Annotated in this window: 15 protein-coding genes; 11 read left to right on the forward strand and 4 right to left on the reverse strand. The window is 66.0% G+C overall.

Going from position 1 to position 19,254, the window contains the following annotated elements; translation table 11 throughout:
• Window positions 1-32: 32 nt before the first annotated feature.
• The 3 genes from MKK58_RS01045 (at window position 33) to MKK58_RS01055 (ending at window position 3,536) form a co-directional block, all read left to right on the forward strand.
• Window positions 33-527, forward strand: coding sequence for a (2Fe-2S)-binding protein (locus MKK58_RS01045; RefSeq protein WP_243910359.1), 495 nt, complete (start codon window positions 33-35; stop codon window positions 525-527).
• A complete protein-coding gene (locus MKK58_RS01050) occupies window positions 524-2,866 on the forward strand; it encodes a xanthine dehydrogenase family protein molybdopterin-binding subunit (RefSeq protein ID WP_243910360.1) in 2,343 nt (780 codons plus the stop codon). The genes MKK58_RS01045 and MKK58_RS01050 overlap by 4 nt, the downstream gene beginning before the upstream one ends.
• 292 nt (window positions 2,867-3,158) lie before the next feature.
• The gene (locus MKK58_RS01055; protein WP_243910361.1) at window positions 3,159-3,536 is read left to right on the forward strand and encodes a hypothetical protein; all 378 of its coding nucleotides are present in this window, start codon (window positions 3,159-3,161) and stop codon (window positions 3,534-3,536) included.
• Between the two features lie 124 nt (window positions 3,537-3,660).
• Here MKK58_RS01055 and MKK58_RS01060 read toward each other — a convergent pair whose 3' ends face one another.
• Entirely contained in the window at window positions 3,661-3,888 is a 228-nt protein-coding gene (locus MKK58_RS01060; protein ID WP_306424555.1) for a hypothetical protein, read from the reverse strand.
• A 391-nt stretch (window positions 3,889-4,279) separates the two neighbouring features.
• On the opposite strand from MKK58_RS01060, the gene MKK58_RS01065 reads away from it, so the two are divergent.
• The 6 genes from MKK58_RS01065 to MKK58_RS01090 all read left to right on the forward strand — a co-directional run bounded on the left by MKK58_RS01065 (window position 4,280) and on the right by MKK58_RS01090 (window position 9,842).
• Complete coding sequence (locus tag MKK58_RS01065) at window positions 4,280-4,468, forward strand: hypothetical protein (protein ID WP_243910363.1); 189 nt, start codon at window positions 4,280-4,282, stop codon at window positions 4,466-4,468.
• Window positions 4,469-5,305: 837 nt separating this feature from the next.
• A complete protein-coding gene (locus MKK58_RS01070; RefSeq protein WP_313899259.1) occupies window positions 5,306-6,352 on the forward strand; it encodes a sulfate ABC transporter substrate-binding protein in 1,047 nt (348 codons plus the stop codon).
• Window positions 6,353-6,428: 76 nt separating this feature from the next.
• Window positions 6,429-7,289, forward strand: a complete 861-nt coding sequence (gene cysT, locus MKK58_RS01075; RefSeq protein ID WP_243910371.1) for a sulfate ABC transporter permease subunit CysT — start codon at window positions 6,429-6,431, stop codon at window positions 7,287-7,289.
• On the forward strand, window positions 7,282-8,166 hold the full coding sequence (gene cysW, locus MKK58_RS01080; RefSeq protein ID WP_238280989.1) for a sulfate ABC transporter permease subunit CysW: 885 nt from the start codon (window positions 7,282-7,284) through the stop codon (window positions 8,164-8,166). The genes cysT and cysW overlap by 8 nt, the downstream gene beginning before the upstream one ends.
• On the forward strand, window positions 8,150-9,214 hold the full coding sequence (locus MKK58_RS01085) for a sulfate/molybdate ABC transporter ATP-binding protein (protein ID WP_243910364.1): 1,065 nt from the start codon (window positions 8,150-8,152) through the stop codon (window positions 9,212-9,214). Before cysW ends, MKK58_RS01085 begins: the two co-directional genes overlap by 17 nt.
• A 67-nt stretch (window positions 9,215-9,281) precedes the next feature.
• Window positions 9,282-9,842, forward strand: a complete 561-nt coding sequence (locus tag MKK58_RS01090; protein WP_243910365.1) for a DUF4337 domain-containing protein — start codon at window positions 9,282-9,284, stop codon at window positions 9,840-9,842.
• Window positions 9,843-10,145: 303 nt separating this feature from the next.
• Here the strand turns inward: MKK58_RS01090 and MKK58_RS01095 are convergent, their stop codons facing one another.
• Window positions 10,146-10,928 carry a glycosyltransferase gene (locus MKK58_RS01095; protein WP_243910366.1) on the reverse strand — a complete coding sequence of 261 codons (783 nt, stop codon included), beginning with the start codon at window positions 10,926-10,928 and terminating at the stop codon, window positions 10,146-10,148.
• An 843-nt stretch (window positions 10,929-11,771) separates the two neighbouring features.
• Here MKK58_RS01095 and MKK58_RS01100 point away from each other — a divergent pair.
• Complete coding sequence (locus MKK58_RS01100) at window positions 11,772-12,737, forward strand: O-fucosyltransferase family protein (protein ID WP_243910367.1); 966 nt, start codon at window positions 11,772-11,774, stop codon at window positions 12,735-12,737.
• An 88-nt stretch (window positions 12,738-12,825) separates the two neighbouring features.
• Here MKK58_RS01100 and MKK58_RS01105 read toward each other — a convergent pair whose 3' ends face one another.
• Together MKK58_RS01105 and MKK58_RS01110 are read right to left on the reverse strand one after the other, a co-directional pair.
• Window positions 12,826-15,135 carry a Tex family protein gene (locus tag MKK58_RS01105; protein ID WP_243910368.1) on the reverse strand — a complete coding sequence of 770 codons (2,310 nt, stop codon included), beginning with the start codon at window positions 15,133-15,135 and terminating at the stop codon, window positions 12,826-12,828.
• Between the two features lie 64 nt (window positions 15,136-15,199).
• Window positions 15,200-16,675, reverse strand: coding sequence for a glucan biosynthesis protein (locus tag MKK58_RS01110; protein ID WP_243910372.1), 1,476 nt, complete (start codon window positions 16,673-16,675; stop codon window positions 15,200-15,202).
• A gap of 239 nt (window positions 16,676-16,914) precedes the next feature.
• Here MKK58_RS01110 and mdoH point away from each other — a divergent pair, with 239 nt between their 5' ends.
• Window positions 16,915-18,837, forward strand: a complete 1,923-nt coding sequence (mdoH, locus tag MKK58_RS01115) for a glucans biosynthesis glucosyltransferase MdoH (protein WP_243910369.1) — start codon at window positions 16,915-16,917, stop codon at window positions 18,835-18,837.
• The last annotated feature ends 417 nt before the right edge of the window (window positions 18,838-19,254 follow it).

Genomic DNA, 19,254 nt, shown 5'->3' on the forward strand with positions numbered 1-19,254 from the left:
GCCCGTGGCCTGATCCATGACAGGATACACCGATGATCAAACTGACCGTGAACGGAGCTGAACGCAGCTTCGACGGCGACCCCGACATGCCGCTGCTCTGGTACCTGCGCGACGAGGTCGGGCTGACCGGAACCAAGTTCGGCTGCGGGCAGGCCCTGTGCGGCGCCTGCACCATCCACGTGGGCGGCACCGCCGTGCGCGGCTGCGTCACCCCCGTCTCGGCCGCCGAGGGGCAGGCCGTCGTCACCATCGAGGGCCTGTCCCCCGATGGCAATCATCCGGTTCAGGCGGCCTGGCGCGACCTCAACGTGGCGCAGTGCGGCTACTGCCAGTGCGGGCAGATGATGCAGGCGGCCTCCCTCCTCACCGATACCCCGAAGCCCACCGACGCGCAGATCGACGAGGCGATGAGCGGGAACCTGTGCCGTTGCGGCACCTACCCGCGCATCCGCGCCGCGATCCACCAGGCTGCCGGCAATCCCCCCAAGGGAACCGCACCCGCCGCGAACAAGGGAGATCGCCTGTGATCCACGAAGCTCAGACCATGGCGGATCTCGCCACCCCCACCGTCGAGGCCGGCCCGAGCGCGCTCGCCAATGTCAGCCGCCGCGCCATGCTCGGCGGCATGGGCGCCCTCGTGCTCGCCCTGTCCTGGCGGGATCCGGCGCGCGCCGACGACAAGAAGGACGAGCCGAAGAAGTACGGCGCCGATGGCATGCCGCATGGCTGGCAGGACGACCCGAAGGTCTTCGTGGGAATCGCCCCCGACGGCACCGTGACGGTGACCTGCCACCGCTCCGAGATGGGCCAGGGTGTCCGCACCTCGGTCGCCCTGGTGGTGGCCGACGAACTCGAGGCCGACTGGGCGAAGGTGAAGGTCGCGCAGGCCTGGGGCGACGAAGCCCGCTTCGGCAACCAGGACACGGACGGCTCACGCAGCTTGCGCCACTTCTTCCCGCACCTGCGCCACGCGGGCGCCGCGGCCCGCGCCATGCTGATCCAGGCCGCCGCCAAGCAGTGGGGCGTACCGGCGGGTGAGGTGAAGGCCGAGAACTCGGTCCTCACCCACGCCAAGTCGAAGCGGACCCTGGGCTACGGCGAGGTCGCGGCGGCGGCCGCCGAATTGCCGGTGCCGGCCCGCGAGAGCGTCGTGCTCAAGAAGCAGGAGGCCTTCCGCTACATCGGCAAGGGCAAGATCGGCCTCATCGACAACCACGACTTCACCACCGGCCGGGCGATGTACGGCATCGATACCCGCCTCGAGGGGATGCTCTACGCCCTCGTCGCCCGTCCGCCCGTCTTCGGCGGCAAGGTGAAGAGCGTCGACGATTCCGAGGCGAAGAAGGTCGCGGGCGTCGTCAAGATCTTCACCATCGACGCACCCGAGATCCCCTCCGAGTTCCAGCCCATCGGCGGCGTCGCGATCATCGCGAAAAACACCTGGGCGGCGATGAAGGCCCGCGACGCCCTCAAGATCACCTGGGACGATGGCCCGAACGCCGGTTACGACTCCGTCGCCTTCCGGGGCGAGCTGGAGAAGGCAGCGCGCGCGCCCGGCAAGGTCGTGCGCGACCAGGGCGATGTGGCCGGCGCCATGGCCAAGGCCAAGACGAAGCTGGAGGCCGAGTACTTCGTGCCCCACCTCGTCCAGGCCCCGATGGAGCCGCCGGCCGCCACCGTGCGGATCAAGGACGGGTTCTGCGAGGCCTGGGCCTGCACCCAGGCGCCCCAGGCGACGCATGACCGGCTGGCCAAGAAGCTCGGCCTCCCCGCCGACAAGGTGCGGGTGAACGTGACGCTGCTGGGCGGCGGCTTCGGCCGCAAGTCGAAGCCCGACTACGTGCTGGAGGCAGCCCTCTGCAGCCAGGCCGTGGACGGCGCGCCGGTCAAGCTGATCTGGACCCGCGAGGACGACCTCCACCACGGCTACTACCACACCATCTCGGTGGAGCGGCTGGAGGCCGGGCTCGACGACAAGGGCATGCCGGTCGCCTGGCTGCACCGCTCGGCGGCACCCACCATCGGCTCGATCTTCGCCCCCGACCCCAAGCACGAGCTGCCCTTCGAGCTCGGCATGGGCCTGACCAACACGCCGTTCGCCGTGCCCAACATCCGCCTGGAGAACCCGGCGGCGGACGCCCACGTGCGCATCGGCTGGTTCCGTTCGGTCTCGAACATCCCGCACGCCTTCGCGATCCAGTCCTTCGTGGCGGAACTCGCGCATGCGGCGGGACGTGACCCGAAGGAGTACCTGCTGGCGCTGATCGGCCCCGACCGGGTCATCGACCCGACCACCATCGGCGACGTCTGGAACTACGGCGAGGACCCGGCCCGCTATCCGATCGAGACGGCGCGCCTGCGCAAGGTCATCGAGGCGGCGGCCAAGGGCATCGGCTGGGGCCGCAAGATGCCGAAGGGCACCGGCCTTGGGCTCGCCGGCCACTACAGCTTCGTCACCCACACGGCGGTGGCGGCGGAGGTGGCGGTCGGCCCCAAGGGCGAGGTGCAGGTCAAGCGCGTGGACATCGCCGTCGATTGCGGGCCGCAGGTCAACCCGGAGCGGATCCGTTCGCAGATGGAAGGCGCGGTGGTCATGGGCATGGGCCTCGCGCTTTCGGCCGAGATCACCTTCAAGGACGGGCGCGCGCAGCAGAACAACTTCGACGGCTACGAGATCACCCGCATCGACGCGGCGCCGAAGGAGATCCACGTCCACCTGCTGCCGAACCCGGACTTCAACGCGCCGCTGGGCGGCGTCGGTGAGCCCGGCGTGCCCCCCGTGGCCCCGGCGATCGCCAACGCGATCTTCGCCGCCACCGGCCGGCGCATCCGGCAATTGCCGATCCGCGATCAGCTGAGCGCCTGACCGGCAGCTTCCCGCCCCACCACGGGGAGGGTCCGGGGCGCGGGACGGTTTCACACCGTCCCGCGCCCCGATTCGTATCCGTCCGACATCATTTCCGCAGAGGCGATGCGCTTTCCGTCGGGCCGGACCCCGTCGCATCGTCGCGCCGATTCGGCCTCGGTCGACGAACGGTGCTCCTGCGCGCGGTTTTCCGGCTCGCAAAGGGAGCCGGGCATCATTCCCGTGGGTTGACCCCACGACGAAGGCGGCCCCGTGGGGTCGGCCCAACCTTCCGGATCAAGGACAGCAATCGATGACGCGTTTCGTGTGGCTCGCCGCCGGTCTCCTCGCGGCGGGTGCGGCCCCCGCCCTCGCCTCCCCCTGCGGCGATCGGATCGCCAAGCTCGAGGGTCCGGTCAAGGATCTGGCCAAGGAGGCGATCTCCGCCAACACCAGCGGCAAGGCCACGGCCAGCGCCCGGGGCGGCCAGGGTGTCACGGAGAGCGGCGGCAGCCCCTCGGCCGAGGCCGCGTCTCCGGAGAAGTCGGCGGAGGCCGGACAGGGCGGCGACAAGGCGATGCAGGCGAAGGTGGCCCTCGACGAGGCGCGCACGGCCGACAAGAAGGGTGATGCCAAGGCCTGCGGCGAGGCGGTCGATCGGGCTCAGAAGCAGGTGGACAGCGCGCCCTGAGGGCGTCGGGTCCGGTTCTCGATGCCGGGGCTCGGTGACGAGGAAGCGCGGGCCCGGACATCGGGGCCGGGACTGGACACACGGGGCGGCGGAACCTGTCCGCCCCGCTTCCACGAGCGCACGATCAGGCGCTGACGACGGCGGCGAGAGCGTGGTCGTTGCCGTTCAGGCCGGCGCAGAGATCGTCGATCTCGGCAAGATCAAGGGCTTCGCCGGACTCGCTGGCAATCGCATCGATCAAGTGATCCTGATGCGGATTAAAGGGATGCCCCTGCAGCCTATAGAATTGATAGTACCGAAGCGCAGCCAGGACAGCATCGCGTTCTCGATCTGTAATGGTAATATTCTGCATGTCGGATTTATTTCCCGTGATTGGTTGCGGGATATCGAAAAACAACCGCTCTGCGGCGCCGTGAGCTTGAGTGTTGTAAGCGAATTTCGGTGGATTCGTCCACAACCGGAAACCCTTCGTTAGCCATTCGAAGGGCGGCCGGACACCTTCCTCGCACCCCAAGTCTTTGGTGCGGCGCCGTTTCCGGAACGCGCCCCGGCGCGAGGTTTTTTTTACGGCTCCGCTTGGCGCGAATGCGATTGACAACGTTTGATAAGGCGGCAACGCAGGCGTGCGGTCACGGCCGCCGGATGCATCAAATTTTCCTTAACTTGCGCGTGTCAGGCTGAGGACTCAGTCGGCCGCATTCCACTCATGCGGGATGCCGACCGGCGCGGCCGGGGTCCCTTCCATGCCAAAGACCCGAAGCGACTGCTCACCCAAGGCCGAGGCCACGCGCTCAGGCCCTCCGCCGCTGAGCGCCGGCATCCGGCGCCATCTCGGACTCAGCCTGCGGACCTTCTACGCCGAAATCCTGTCCGAGCCGCCGGGCGCCCGGATCGAGGCGCTGCTCGCCCGCCTCGGCAAGCCGCAGCGCTGAAAGAGTCCGGTCCGACCTCGCCGCCGCCCTGCCAGGGCCTCGCCGCAGTGTGATCCGTTTACCGCGTTGCACGCGCTTGCGCAGGGGCGCCGCAGGAATTCACTGACGATTCAGGCGATGGCCGTTAGGAGACGGACATCGGATGAGCGCATTCCCCGCCGCGCTCTCCACCGCGCTCCCTTGCAAAGCAGCCCCATGACCGTGCTCGCCCTCGTCGTCGTCGGCAACATCCTGCTGGCGTCCCTGTTCTCGCTCATCGCCGTCGCGGCGGACTGAGCGGGCAGACCAATCGCGCCGAGGCCTTAAGGCCGGCACGCTCGGATCTTCCAACCCCCCGTTTCGCCCTCTAGCCGCCGCGCTCGGCGGACGCGCCGCGCCAGGGCTCGGCCTGCGATGATTCGGCTCGCGTGGGTCCGCCATCGCGGTATGGCGTCCCCTATGACGGGATTCGGACACCCGCCGCCCGCTCCCCTGGCACGCGCTTGGCCAAGCTGCAGGCCCGCGGGCCGTCGATGGCGCTAGCGTGCCAGCATGCACGCCCTGCGCCGCCTGCATCCCCCGGAACGTGCAGAAATCGCTGAAATGTCCTTTCTATAGAACTACCTTCGCACGAACAGATTTTTCTGTTCGAAAGCGCCTGCGGAGGGCGTCGTTCTCCGTCGCAGTAAAATCGTTCCGGATCACCCGGATCCAGGGGAACGAAGCTGCCCGGACCGCCTTATTCTGCCCAGTCGCGACGCTTGACAATGTTCGTTAAAACGAACGAAACCGGCGTCACCGGGGCCCCGAGGCGCATGCTTCCGCTCCGGCTGCGCAAGCCAGATTCGGAGCCCCCCCGTGAGCGAGACCTCTTCCCGGCCCACCGGACGCACCCGCCGCAACACGGTCCTTCTCGGGGCGAGCCTCGCTGCGGCCCTGCTGAGCCCCACCCTCGCCTGCGCCCAGACCGAGCTCCTGAACGTCTCCTACGATCCGACCCGCGAACTCTACCGGGAGATCAACGCGGCCTTCTCCGAGGAGTGGAAGACCAAGACCGGCGAGACCCTCACCGTGCGCGCGGCCCATGGCGGCTCGGGCTCGCAGGCGCGCACCGTGATCGACGGCATCCCGGCCGACGTGGTGACCCTCGGCATCCCCTCCGACATCGACGCGATCAGCCGCATCTCGAAGAAGATCGCCCCCGACTGGCGTACCAAGCTGCCGAACCAGGGCCTGCCCTATACGTCGACGGTGGTGTTCCTCGTGCGCAAGGGGAACCCGAAGGGCGTGAAGGACTGGGGCGACCTCGTGAAGCCCGACATCAAGGTCATCACCCCGAACCCGAAGACCTCCGCCGGCGGACGCTGGAACTTCCTCGCCGCCTGGGGCTACGCGTACGAGCGCGACGGCAAGGACGCCGACAAGGCCAACGCCTTCGTGGGCGAGGTCTACAAGAACGTCCCCGTCCTCGACACCGGCGCGCGCGGCTCCACCGTGACCTTCGCGCAGCGCGGCCTCGGCGACGTGCTACCCACCTGGGAGAACGAGGCCTACCTCGTCTTCGAGGAATTCGGCCGCGACAAGTTCGATGTGGTCGTGCCGCCGACCTCGATCTACGCCGAGCCGCCGGTCGCCCTGGTCGACGCCAACGTCGACAAGAAGGGAACCCGCAAGCAGGCGGAGGCTTATCTCCAGTTCCTCTATTCCGACCGGGCGCAGGCCATCTTCGCCAAGCACCATTACCGCCCGCTGAACCGCGCGGCGGCCAAGCCCGAGGATCTGGCGCAGCTGCCCGAACTCAAGCTGTTCAAGATCGAGGACCTGCAGGGCGACTGGGACGAGATCCAGAAGAAGAATTTCGACAACGGGGGCCTGTTCGACAAGCTGAGCAAGGCGGGGCGCTGACGCGCCCTCCCGCGTTCCCCCTCCCCGGACCGGGAGGGGGCCGAGACCTGAGCAGGACACCACCATGGCCCCGCCCATCCGCACCGATGCGCCCACGCGCGCCAAACGGCGCTTCCTCCGCCCGAGCGTGATCCCCGGTTTCGGGCTCGCCTTCGGCTACACCCTGACCTGCCTCGGCCTGATCGTGCTGCTGCCCCTCGCGGCCCTGGTCACGCGCGCCTCCGGGCTCGGCCTCTCGGGGATCTGGGAGGTCGCCACCGATCCGCGCGTGGCCAGTGCGCTCCGCGTCAGCTTCGGCGTGTCCCTGCTCGCCGCCCTCACCGCCTCTCTGTTCGGCTTCCTCATCGCCTGGGTGCTGACGCGCTACCGCTTTCCCGGCCGCAAGATCGTGGACGCGGTCGTGGACCTGCCCTTCGCCCTGCCGACCGCCGTGGCGGGCATCGCGCTGGCCGCCCTCTACGCCCCCAACGGCCTCGTCGGGGCGCAGCTGGCGCGGATCGGCATCGAGGCCGCCTACACGCCGGTGGGCATCTACATCGCCATGGTGTTCATCGGCCTGCCCTTCGCGGTGCGCACCGTGCAGCCGCTCATCGCCGAGATCGACAAGGAGATCGAGGAGGCCTCCGCCACCCTCGGGGCGGGGCGCGTCCACACCCTGGTGCGGGTGGTGCTGCCGCCGCTGATCCCGGCGGTGCTCACGGGTTTCGCCCTCGCCTTCGCCCGCGGCGTCGGCGAGTACGGCTCGATCATCTTCATCGCCGGCAACCTGCCCTACGTCTCCGAGATCGCGCCGCTCCTCATCGTCATCAAGCTGTCCGAGTACGATTACGGCGGCGCCTGCGCCATCGCCACGATCATGCTCGGCATCTCGTTCCTCACCCTGCTCGCCATCAACCTGATCCAGGCCTGGAGCCGGCGGAGATTCGGCTATGTCTGAGACCTTCGCACCCGTCGCCCTCGCCGAAGCCCGGCCCGCCAGCGTCGTCACGGAAGGCCGCTGGATCCGCTGGCTGCTGATCGGGATCGCGATCCTGTTCCTCGCCCTGTTCCTGGTGCTGCCGCTGCTCACCGTGTTCGCGCAGGCCTTCGCCAAAGGCTTTGCCGCGTATCTCGCCGCCTTCACGGAGGCCGACGCCCACGCTGCGATCCGGCTGACGCTGCTCACCGCGGTCATCGCGGTGCCGTTCAACCTCGTCTTCGGCATCATGGCCTCCTGGGCCATCGCCAAGTTCGAGTTCTGGGGCAAGAACCTGCTCGTTACCCTGATCGACCTGCCGTTCTCGGTCTCGCCGGTGGTCTCGGGGCTGATCTACGTGCTGGTCTTCGGGGCGCAGGGGCTTGTCGGTCCGTGGCTGCTCGAGCATGACGTCCAGGTCATCTTCGCGGTGCCGGGCATCGTGCTGGCGACCATCTTCGTCACCTTCCCGTTCGTCGCCCGCCAGCTCATCCCGCTGATGCAGGAGCAGGGCACGGCGGAGGAGGAGGCGGCGCTGACGCTCGGCGCCTCCGGCTGGCACGCCTTCCGCACGGTGACGCTGCCCAACATCCGCTGGGGCCTCCTCTACAGCGTGCTCCTCTGCAATGCCCGCGCGATGGGTGAGTTCGGCGCGGTCTCGGTGGTCTCCGGCCACATCCGGGGCCTCACCAACACGCTGCCGCTCCACGTGGAGATCCTCTACAATGAGTACAACTTCGTTGCCGCTTTCGCCGTCGCCTCCCTCCTGGCCGGCCTCGCCCTCGTCACCCTCCTCCTCAAATCCGTCCTCGAATGGCGCTACGCCGACGAGATCGCCGCGGGTGCCCGGGGTCACTGAGCAGGGCGGCTCCACCGCCATCCGCGTCGAGAACCTGTCGAAGACCTTCGACACGGCAGCCGTGCTGCACGACTTCTCCCTCGACGTGCGGGCGGGCGAGTTGCTGGCGCTGCTCGGCCCCTCGGGCTCGGGCAAGACCACGCTCCTGCGCATCATCGCCGGCCTCGACTTCCCCGATGCGGGCCGCATCGTGTTCGGCGCCGAGGACGCGACTCGGCTTCCCGTGCAGCAGCGCGCGGTTGGCTTCGTGTTCCAGCACTACGCCCTGTTCAAGCACATGAGCGTCGCCGAGAACATCGCCTACGGGCTCAACGCCCGGAAGCGCTCCGAGCGCCCGGCCAAGGCCGAGATCAAGCGCCGGGTCGGCGACCTCCTCGACCTCATCAAGCTCTCGGGCTTCGCCGACCGCTATCCGAGCCAGCTCTCGGGCGGCCAGCGCCAGCGCATCGCGCTCGCACGGGCGCTGGCGGTGGAACCCCGCGTACTCCTGCTCGACGAGCCCTTCGGCGCCCTCGACGCGCAAGTCCGAAAGGACTTGCGCCGCTGGCTGCGCGAGATCCACGACCGCACCGGCCAGACCACGATCTTCGTCACCCACGACCAGGACGAGGCCCTGGAACTCTCCGACCGGGTCGCGGTGCTCGACAAGGGCCGCCTGGAGCAGGTCGGCACGCCGGACGAGGTTCAGGAGGCGCCGGTCTCCGCCACCGTGCTGAAGTTCCTCGGCGACACCATCGAGGTCGAAGCGATCGCGCAGGGCGGCGCGGTCCGCGTCGACGGCCGCCTCACACCGGTGCGGGCGCCCGAAGGACTCGTCGGTCCGATCAAGCTCTACGCCCGGCCCTGGCAGCTCCAGTTCGCCGAGGGCGGCGAGGCCCATCTCCACGGCGTGGTGCGCTCGTCCTACCGGACGCAGGGGCGCCAGCGCATCGAGGTCGACCGGCCCGAGGGCAAGACCGTGGTGGTGGAGGCCGCCGACACCAACCGCTTCGCCGCCGGCAGCCCCGTGGGCCTGCGGATCATCGGCGGCCACGTCTTCCCGAACTGACGGGAACCCCTTGCGCTCACGCGCATGATCGGGTGTGACTGCCGCCGTCGAAACGAGGGCGAGCAGCATGTCGGGTGGTCACGGGGCGGGGGGTAGTTCCAACAAGCGCGTGGCGCTGCTGATCTCGGTGCTGGCGCTGTTCCTGGCGCTGGCCGAGACCCTGGCCAAGGGCGCGCAGACGGACGCGCTGGGCGCCAATGTCGAGGCCTCCAACCAGTGGGCCTACTTCCAGGCCCGCACCATCCGGGGCACCGTCCTCAAGACGGCCGACGAGACCCTGGCGCTGCTGCCGCCGGAGGTGGCCAATTCCGAGGCAGTGAAGGCCAAGCGCGCCGAATGGGCCAAGACGATGGCCCGCTGGGACAGCGAGCCCGCCACCGGCGAGGGCCGCAAGGAACTGGCCGAGAAGGCCCGCCACTCCCAGGAGGTGCGCGACCTCGCCCTCCACCGCTACCACCACTACGAATTCGCCTCAGCCGCCTTCCAGATCGGCATCGTGCTCGCCTCGGCCGAGGTGATCACGGGGATTTTCGCGCTGGTGGTCGGCGGCGGACTGCTGGGTGTGGCTGGGTTGGCGCTGCTGGGGTTCGGGTTGTATGCTCCGCATACGCTGCCGTTTTTTCATTGAGGATGCTAATTTACGCCAATTCACCGATCGGATGTTGAACTCACGGGATATTTTAAGCCCAGCGCCGTGGTTCATGACAGCAAGCGGAATTCGCATAGATGGCTATCTGTGCGCTGTTAAATAAACAAATTTGATCGCAAGCTTTAAAGACGACAGCTAGACAAGCTATACCGGGCAATTGCTGACCAAGACATTGGAACTCGTCGGAATATTCATAGAAATCACTTAATAGAAATCATTAAGTGGACGCTGCTTTCCGGCGCCCACTTAAAGCTTCCCAGAAAAACTAACACCGATGATCAATCAGGCATCTAGAGTATATTTTTTGGACTCTTCCAAATAATCTGCGTAAGCCTCTGTATCACGCTGGTAGAGGCTATAGAGATCTGGACCAAAAATCTGCGTGTCCGACTTTTCGTCTTGATAGACTTTTACATGAATTGGCTTGGGGCCATGGAAATGTAGGATCGGAACATGCGCATTGAACCCCCAATACGGCTTCCAGTTATAGGCAATATCCAACTTAGACCAACGATCACGATACACCGAATTTAAAGCACCTTGGTCGTCATGGGGAGCCATGTTGATGATATTGTTCTCGATATGTTGCTCAAGCTCATGACGGGTCGAACGCAGGTTCTGCAGATTCATTAGCATCACGCCGGAATTAAAATAACCCCAGTCGTCTTGATTAAATTCAGGAGCACAAGCAATAAAATCAGGCCGCTGCCCAAAAGGTTCTGGGTTACTCCGAAACATCACATCAATGTCCGTGTAAAGTATGATCTCGTCGCTTCGGTCGATGAGTGGAATGTCACACCGCAGCCAATGGCCGCTGAACATGTCTGTCTCGATCCCCTTTTTCGCCTTCACAATTGGCCACAGCAGAGACTTGTGTTCGATGATCTGAACCCCGTTGCGAGCTAGGACTTCAATACGGGCTTCAGCTTCAGGAGACTTGGCGCCATTGTCTACGAGACAAATGGGGGTAAGCCGCGTGTTTCGGCGGGCTGAGCTAACAGTAATTTGGATTTGATCCCAGGCATGCAGCAAGCCATGTTCATTAACAGCGAAATACCACTTCATGATGCTTCCTGAAGGCCTCAACGATGCACACCATACAAATGGGCGCTTCAGGGTATATATCCGAGACCGCGCCGCATTGTCCATAATGCGAGTTTGCCATCGTATCAAACCACGGATGATCGAACTGGCATCTGAACCAATTTTAGAGCGTGATGCCCTGTCCGGCATCAAGAATCTATGTTAAATAGGATGGAAATTGGAGAGTACAATGAAATTATTTATCCAATACAATGTCATAAGCAATGATTTAGATCTTAGTGAAAAATCTTGAATGGATACAGAAGCGTTTTCGCGCCGAACAGAGTTGACATTATTGTTTGCATCTAATTATCCCTTATGGCGCCTTCAATATATCGAAAAAACTCATTAGCAACGTACAATACTAAGATTCCTAATTGTATTTTAGGAACAGGTCCGCGCATGCATTTGCGCCAAGCGCTGGCATTCTCCTTAGCATCGACGTTGGATCTAATGGTCAAGTCTCAAGTTCAGCATACGAGAAGGCAAATATTGGTATCGGCAAGGGGCGGGATTTGCAAGCTGAATTAAATTCAGCGCTTCAGACGCTGATCAGGTACTTGATCTGAACATCGCCGAAAGAATCGCTTTTGTGAAAAACATGGTGTTTGGAAGATACATCTGACTGAGAGCAGAGGTTATGGTCATGAAAGACATTCGTATCGGTGAAGCTTTTGTGGTCGCATTGGATTGCTTGTCAGCGCTCATTATCCGGCCAATACTGTGAATCCAGGGATACCTGCTCGTGCTGTATGCGAGAGCATTTATTTAAGTTAAACGAGACAATCTCTACGAGCCTGCACTTAACATTCGAACGGTAATCCTATGTCAGAGCAAGAAAACCTTCCCCCAATAGGTTACGAACCCCACGGAGGCGGCGGAATCACAAACCAGAAGATCGCCTTTGTTGGTTTACTGGTTGAGGCACATGCAACAAACCGGCCAGTCGTTCTGCCGCGCTTCAAGATTTTCGATCAGATCACCAAGCAATTCCGGCCATTAGCATTCGAAGATGTATTCGAATTTGCACCAATGTCTGATTTCTGTGAACGAAACTCAATCCGAATTGCTCATATCGATCCAAAGGATCTACCCGGGGGATACGATGATTACTTTTGGAAAATGCATAGTATTTTCCATAACATCCCCCAAAACAAAAACAATTCAAATGCTGTTTTCGTGCTCGATGCATTCGAAGCGCTTGTTCCGAGAGTCAGAAATGCTTTCCTAATGAAAATTTTGCGTGAGAAAGTTGTGCAGGACAATCCAGATTTTGCTGTTGTCCAGTTCCGGATAGAAAAAGATTGGCAAGATCACTGTGAGCAGACACTTGATGCAATCGTTCCATCAAACGAAACAAACTATCTTAAATTTGATGATATCCTTGAAAAAATTATACATTCTGAACTAAATACGAAAAAGATTTTTGCTCTTTGTGACGAAAGAGCATTGCCGATTTCGAAGGAGGAGATGAAATCAGTTGCCCTGGACCGATTTGGCATCTCTATACACTTAAAAAGTGATTATCTGTCTAATTTGGAAATGGAATTACTAACTCCATTACATCTCAGTTTGATTGATTTCGAAATTGCGACAGGTGCCGCTCGGTTCGTCGGACTGACACGTTCGACATTTTCTTGTCTGGCAACTCTCGAAAAATATGCACGTGATCGCAGAGACGTTCGTCAGCACTATATATATAATTTAAGTGGATCTAAGGTGGTAGAGAGAACAGATAACGGATGTTACTGGGATGCTCATGCTGCAGCGCTAGGCCAAGGCGCAGGATAAATTTATGAAAAGGCCTTCCCCACCTGTTGAACAGTATGCGCCATAGCTTGTGATTTTCACTCAGGCCGTTAGAGCCAAGCACTTTACTTTAAGGTGTACGACGAATTGCGCGCTGTAGGGCATCAGCCAACGCGTTGTTGGATGTGGAGGAGGTGGCTTTGGAGGGATCTGTCAGTAGGCGGGAGTGCCCTTGAAACACTTCCGCCTCGGAGCTTTTAGCCACCACCTCCCCCGCCTTCATACTCAACGCGATCCGCTTACGCCCCACATCCACCTCGACCACCCGCACCCGCACCACATCCCCGGGCTTCACCACCTCGCGCGGGTCCTTCACGAAGCGGTCGGCCAGCATCGAGATGTGGACCAGGCCGTCCTGGTGGACGCCGATGTCCACGAACGCGCCGAAGGCGGCCACGTTGGTGACGACGCCTTCGAGGCGCATGCCGGGCTTGAGGTCGGTGATCTTTTCGACGCCCTCCTGGAAGGTGGCGGTCTTGAAGGCTGGGCGCGGGTCGCGGCCGGGCTTTTCCAGCTCGGAAAAGATGTCAGTGACGGTGGGCAGGCCGAAGGTCGCGTCGGTGAATTTCTTGGGGTCCAGGCTCCGTAGAGCGCCCGTGTTGCCGATCATCGCCTGGATCGGCTGGCCGGTGGCGGCGAGGATGCGGCGCACCACCGGGTAGGCCTCCGGGTGCACGCCCGAGGCGTCGAGGGGGTCGCTCCCGCCGCGGATGCGCAGGAAGCCGGCGGCGAGCTCGTAGGCCTTGGGGCCGAGGCCCGTCACCTTCTTGAGGGCGGCGCGGCTGCGGAACGGGCCGTTTGCGTCGCGATGCCCGACGATGTTGGAAGCGACCCGCGGTGTCAGGCCCGAGACCCGGGCGAGCAGCGGCGCCGAGGCGATGTTCACGTCGACGCCGACGCCGTTCACGCAATCCTCCACCACCGCGTCGAGGGAGCGCGCGAGCTTCCCCTCGGCGAGATCGTGCTGGTACTGGCCGACGCCGATGGCTTTGGGCTCGATCTTCACGAGTTCGGCGAGCGGGTCCTGCAGGCGCCGGGCGATCGAGACGGCGCCGCGGATCGAGACGTCGAGGTCGGGCAGTTCCGCGCTGGCATAGGCCGAGGCCGAGTAGACCGAGGCGCCGGCCTCCGAGACCATGACCTTGGTGAGCTTGAGCTCGGGCTGCTTGGCGATGAGTTCGGCCGCCAGCCGGTCGGTCTCCCGCGAGGCGGTGCCGTTGCCGATGGCGACGAGCTCCACCCCATGCGCCCGGCAGAGCTTGGCCAGAGCGATCAGGGCGCCGTTCCAGTCGCGGCGCGGCTCGTGCGGGTAGATCGTGTCGGTCGCCACCACCTTGCCGGTGGCGTCCACCACCGCGACCTTCACGCCGGTGCGGAAGCCCGGATCGAGGCCGAGGGTCGGCCGCGCGCCGGCGGGTGCGGCGAGCAGGAGGTCGCGCAGGTTTCCGGCGAAGACCGTGACGGCGCCGGCCTCCGCCACCGCCCAGAGGCGGGCCCGCAGGTCCGTGTCGGTGGCGGGCTTCAGGCGGGTGCGCCAGGCGCGCCGCACCGTCTCCATCAGGAAGGCGTCGCCCGGCCGGCCCTGGTCGCGGATGCCGAAGGTTTTCGCGATGCGCAGTTCCTGTGAGGACGGTCGGCCCTTGGCCGGCTCGTCCCCGACCGCGTCGGCAATGGCGAGGTCGAGCACCTCCTCCTTCTCGCCCCGGAACAGGGCGAGGATGCGATGCGAGGGCAGCTTCGTCAGGGGTTCGGCGAAGTCGAAATAGTCCGAGAACTTCTCGCCCGCGGCCGCCTTGCCGGGCTTCACGGTGGCCACCATCCGGCCGCGCTGCCAGCCGGTCTCGCGCAGGGAGCCGACGAGTTCCGGGTCCTCGCTGAAGCGCTCGATCAGGATGGCGCGGGCCCCCTCCAGGGCGGCCTCTCCGTCGGCGATCCCCTTGGCCGCATCAACGTAGGCCCTGGCGGCCGCCTCCGGCCCCTGGTCGGGCTGGGTCAGGAGCGCCTCGGCCAGCGGCTCCAGCCCGGCCTCGCGGGCGGTCTGCGCCTTCGTCCGGCGCTTCAGCTTGAAGGGCAGGTAGAGATCCTCCAGCCGCGCCTTGGTGTCGGCGGCGAGGATGCGGGCCTTCAGTCCCGCATCGAGCTTACCCTGCGCGTCGATTGCCTCCAGCACGGCGGCGCGGCGCGCCTCGAGATCGCGCAGGTAGGCGAGGCGCTCCTCCAGATTGCGCAGCTGCGTGTCGTCGAGGGTGCCGGTGACCTCCTTGCGGTAGCGCGCGATGAACGGCACCGTCGCGCCCCCGTCGAGGAGGTCGACGGCGGCCTTCACCTGCCATTCCGCCACGCCGAGTTCGGCGGCGAGGGTGGTGTTGATGGCGGCCATGCGCGCAGTCTCCCGATGGGGTCCGGTGTCTACAGGCCGGCGCGCGCCGCGGTCAAACGCCCGCTCAAGCCGGGCTGTCCCAGGTCTCGGTCAGCACCGTGCCGTCCCGGCTCAGGCGGGCGCGCAGGATGACGTCTCCGGCCGGCGGCGGCGTGGGCGGCCGCCATTCCACGTAGAGGCGCCAGCCGCCGGTCTGGGGCACGAACTCCACCACCGGATCGACCATCGTGCCGGCACTGGCCGAGACGTCGGCGGTGAGCGTCGCGTTGCGGTCGGCGGGCAGGCCGGGCCCCTCGAAATCCACGACGTAGAGGCGCCGCCCGGGGCTCGGCGGCGTGGTCGGGCGCAGGCGCTCGGCCGAGCCGACGCGGGTGGAAACCACGCGGGCGAGGGTTCCGGGCACGGTCGCCACCGGTTCGGCATCCACCGTGGTCAGGCTGTAGCGCAGCGCCCGTTCCGCCCCGGCCGGCACGGGGGCCGCGGGCACGAAGGCCGCCACGATGTTGTCCATGTACTCCTCCCGGGACGGGATCTCGAAGAGCTGGACCGCGCCGCGCCCGAACCCCTCCTCCGGCGTCACCCAGAGCCCGGGCCGGGCCTCGTGCCGGGCCTGCACGTCGAGATAGGCCGGAAAGTCACGCTCGCGCTGGAGCAGGCCGAAGCCCTCCAGGGGATCGGTGCCGAAGGCCGAGATCTGCGGCTGGGAACGGCCGTTGGTGAGCGGGCGCCAGAGCCGCTCGCCGCGCGTGACCACGGCGAGCCCGTCGGAATCGTGCACCTGTGGCCGGAAATCGTCGAAGGGCTCGGCGCCGCGCGCGCCCGGCCCGTTCGCGCCGTGCAGGAACATGCTGGTCAGCGGCGCCAGCCCGAGCCGGTCGAGGGCGACACGCGGGTGCAGGGAGGCCTGCACCGCCATCACGGAGGGGTCTCCGGGCGTGACCGTGAAGCGGTAGGCGCCCGTCAGACTCGGCGATTCGAGGAGCGCCAAGATCTCGATGGTGCGCGCGTCCTCCGCCGGCTCGCAGATCCAGAAGGCGGTGAAATCGGGAAACTCCTCCGCGCCGGGTCCCCCGGTGCGGATCGCGGCCCCCCGGGCGGAGAGGCCGTATTCCTGGCCGAAGCCCCGCAGCCGGAAGTAGGAGGCGCCGAGGAAGACCAGGAACTCCTCCTGGTTCGCGGGCGCGTTCGCATCGAAGGCGTAGTGCAGGCGAAAGCCCGCGAAGCCGAGATCGGGGGCGAAGGCCTGCCCCGTCAGATCGGAGCCGAGGTCGAACAGGTCCGGCGCATAGGCGATCGGTCGGGCCGGCCCCTGACGCGGCTGCAGGAACAGGTCCACGCGCTTGCGCTGCAGGAAGCCGCGATGGAACAGCTGGGCGGAGAAGTGGCGCCCGAGGCGCGGGCTCGCCCCGGGGCGGAAGGTGATGGCCCGGTAGCCGTCGTAGGAGAGGCCCGCCAGGGCCGGGGGCAGGTCCTCCGGCGGCGGCCGGTACGGATTGGCCGCGAGGGCGCGCGCCTTCGCTCGCAGGCCGTCGAATGTTATGGGGTCGGCTGCCGCGGGATTCGGGGCGGCCTGCGTTCGGGCGGCATTCAGATCGTGCGCGCTAGGCAGAACCATCCCCACGGCCGCGCTCAGCGTGGTCCGCAGGGCCTGCCGCCGCGAGGGGAATTCGGCCTGTCCGGGTTCATCGAGCCCCTTGCCTTCGCCCATCGGTTCCCCTTCGCCGGCTGGCTCCGGTGACGGATCACGGTGTCACCCCTCCTTCGAGTTCGCCGCACCCCATGCCCCAGAGCCTCGAGTCTCAACGGTTGTCGCACGACGCCCCGGCGGCTGAAATCCCGGGTCCGGCGAAAATCGCGACGCCGGGCCTGGATCGGCCCCGCTCGTACCTGGCCCGCCGGCTGCTGCTGGCCCTGCCCCCCCTGGCCCTGGGTGCCCTCGTCACCGCCCTGGCGCTGGCCGCCTACGGCCGGCCGGCCGGCCTCCTCGACGGCGCGGTCCTGGCGCTGTTCGCCCTCGTCATGACCTGGCAGGCCTTCGTGGCGTGGCAATACGTCTACGGTCTGGCCGCGACCGCCCTCGGGGACCGGGCCCTGTCGGAGCTGGAGCGGCGCTCCCTCACCGTGCCGGCGGAAGGCTCGGGCCTGAGCCGCACGGCCGCGGTGGTGGCGATCCACGCCGAGGATGCGGTGGCGGTGTTCGCGGCGCTCCGCGTCATGGCCCGCTCGCTCCAGCGCGCCGGGGGCGACGGCGGCGACATCGACATCTTCGTCCTCTCCGACACCCGCGACGGCGCCATCGCGGCGGTGGAGGAGCACGAATTCGCCCGCATCGAGGCCTGGACCCGCCAGCACGGCCCCGGCCTGCCGCGCATCCGCTATCGCCGGCGCCGGGACAATGCGGGCCGCAAGGCCGGCAACATCACCGAGTTCTGCAAGACCTACGGGCCCGAATACGACTTCATGATCGTGCTCGACGCCGACAGCCTGATGACCGGCCCCGCCATGCGCCGCCTCGCGCGGCTGATGGAGGAGAGCCCGCGCGTCGGCCTGATCCAGACCGTGTCCTACGCCACCGGGCGCGACACCCTGTTCGCCCGCATCCAGCAATTCGCCGTGCGGCTCTACGCGCCGCTCGCCATCCGATGCCTGGAAACCTGGCAGGGGCCGGACGGCAGCTACTGGGGCCACAACGCGATTCTGCGGATCGCGGCCTTCGCCGACAACGCCGAGCTGCCCGTCCTGCCCGGCAAGGCGCCGCTGGGCGGAGAGATCCTGTGCCACGACATCGTCGAGGGCGCGCTCCTGCGCCGGGCCGGCTGGGAGGTCCGCCTGCTGCCGGAGATGGGCGGCACCTGGGAGGAGATGCCGACGAACCTCGTCGACCTCCTCGGGCGCGAGCGCCGCTGGTGCCAGGGCAACATGCAGCACCTGCGCGTCACCGCGATGCCGGGCCTGCGCCCGGCCAGCCGCTGGCACCTCATCGTCGGCATCCTGTCCTACATGGCCTGCCCCCTCTGGGTGCTGTTCCTCGCCCTCGGGACGCTCCAGGCGGCGCGGACGGGCGACCTCGGCCTGCTCGCCTACGGATTCACCGGCTCGGGCGCCGCCGCCCACGCCCTGGCGGGGCTCGTCGTCACGATCCTGGCCGTTCCGAAACTCCTGAGCCTCGGCCACGTGCTGGCCTCGGCCGAGCGCCGGGCGGCGTTCGGCGGCACCGCCTCGCTCCTCAAGAGTGCCGTGCTGGAACAGGCGATCTGGGTCCTGCTCTGGCCCGTGATGACGCTGTTCGCGGCGGGCGCCATCGTCACCACCTTCGTCGGCCGGGTCGTGCGCTGGGACGCACAGGTGCGCGATGACCGGCGGGTGCCGTGGGCCGAGGCCTGCCGGCTCCAGGTCGACACCCTGGTCGCCGGCGCGCTGCTGGCGGGCGGCCTGCTCTATGCCGGCGATGCCTGGCTCGCTCTCTGGATGGCCCCGGTGGCCCTCGGCCTGCTCTCGAGCCCGGCCCAGAGCGTGCTCACGAGCAGCGCCCGCTTGGGCCGGCGCTCGCAGGCTTGGCGCCTGTTCCTCACGGTAGACGACACCGACCGTGCGCCGGAACTCACCGCCCTCGGCCAGAGCCGGGGCGGAGCGCCTGAGGCCGACCGCGGCCGGCCTCAGGCCGCCTGGATCGCCGACGAGGTCCCCGCCTCCTCGACGTGAGGCGAGTCTCGGAGCGTCCTTGTACCAGACCTCGATGATCTCGACGCATCGAGGTCTACCCGCGCGACCGCGGTCGTGCGCCGGACCTCGATGAGACTCGGTCTTATACGGTTTCCGGTTAATTGCTTCGGTCAGCCTGTGCGCGACGCGCTCCCTCTCCTGAAAGGAGAGGGTTGGGGTGAGGTTTGGTCCATTTCCGGAGAGGTCACACACCTCACCCTGTCCCTCTCCTTCCAGGAGAGGGGACCCGCGCCAGAACCCTAACGATTCAGCCGGAAACCGTATTACTTGTCGTGCAGCACCTTAATCGGGTACGGGAGCTGGACCGGGCTCGGCTCCTGGGTGGCGCTGCTGGCGCCCTTGCCCGCGTGCGGATCGTCCGGCTTCTTCGGCAGCCCGGTGCCGCTCGCGAGTTCG

This window comes from Methylobacterium sp. J-078, assembly GCF_022829285.1.
Taxonomy (GTDB): domain Bacteria; phylum Pseudomonadota; class Alphaproteobacteria; order Rhizobiales; family Beijerinckiaceae; genus Methylobacterium.

Coding starts and splice junctions, on each gene's coding strand:
- MKK58_RS01065 (WP_243910363.1), top strand. CDS start 4,280: ATGCCAAAGACCCGAAGCGACTGCTCACCCAAGGCCGAGGCCACGCGC.
- cysW (WP_238280989.1), top strand. CDS start 7,282: ATGTCTGAGACCTTCGCACCCGTCGCCCTCGCCGAAGCCCGGCCCGCC.
- MKK58_RS01105 (WP_243910368.1), bottom strand. CDS start 15,135: ATGGCCGCCATCAACACCACCCTCGCCGCCGAACTCGGCGTGGCGGAA.
- MKK58_RS01055 (WP_243910361.1), top strand. CDS start 3,159: ATGACGCGTTTCGTGTGGCTCGCCGCCGGTCTCCTCGCGGCGGGTGCG.
- MKK58_RS01045 (WP_243910359.1), top strand. CDS start 33: ATGATCAAACTGACCGTGAACGGAGCTGAACGCAGCTTCGACGGCGAC.
- MKK58_RS01090 (WP_243910365.1), top strand. CDS start 9,282: ATGTCGGGTGGTCACGGGGCGGGGGGTAGTTCCAACAAGCGCGTGGCG.
- mdoH (WP_243910369.1), top strand. CDS start 16,915: ATGCCCCAGAGCCTCGAGTCTCAACGGTTGTCGCACGACGCCCCGGCG.
- MKK58_RS01100 (WP_243910367.1), top strand. CDS start 11,772: ATGTCAGAGCAAGAAAACCTTCCCCCAATAGGTTACGAACCCCACGGA.
- MKK58_RS01060 (WP_306424555.1), bottom strand. CDS start 3,888: ATGCAGAATATTACCATTACAGATCGAGAACGCGATGCTGTCCTGGCT.
- MKK58_RS01095 (WP_243910366.1), bottom strand. CDS start 10,928: ATGAAGTGGTATTTCGCTGTTAATGAACATGGCTTGCTGCATGCCTGG.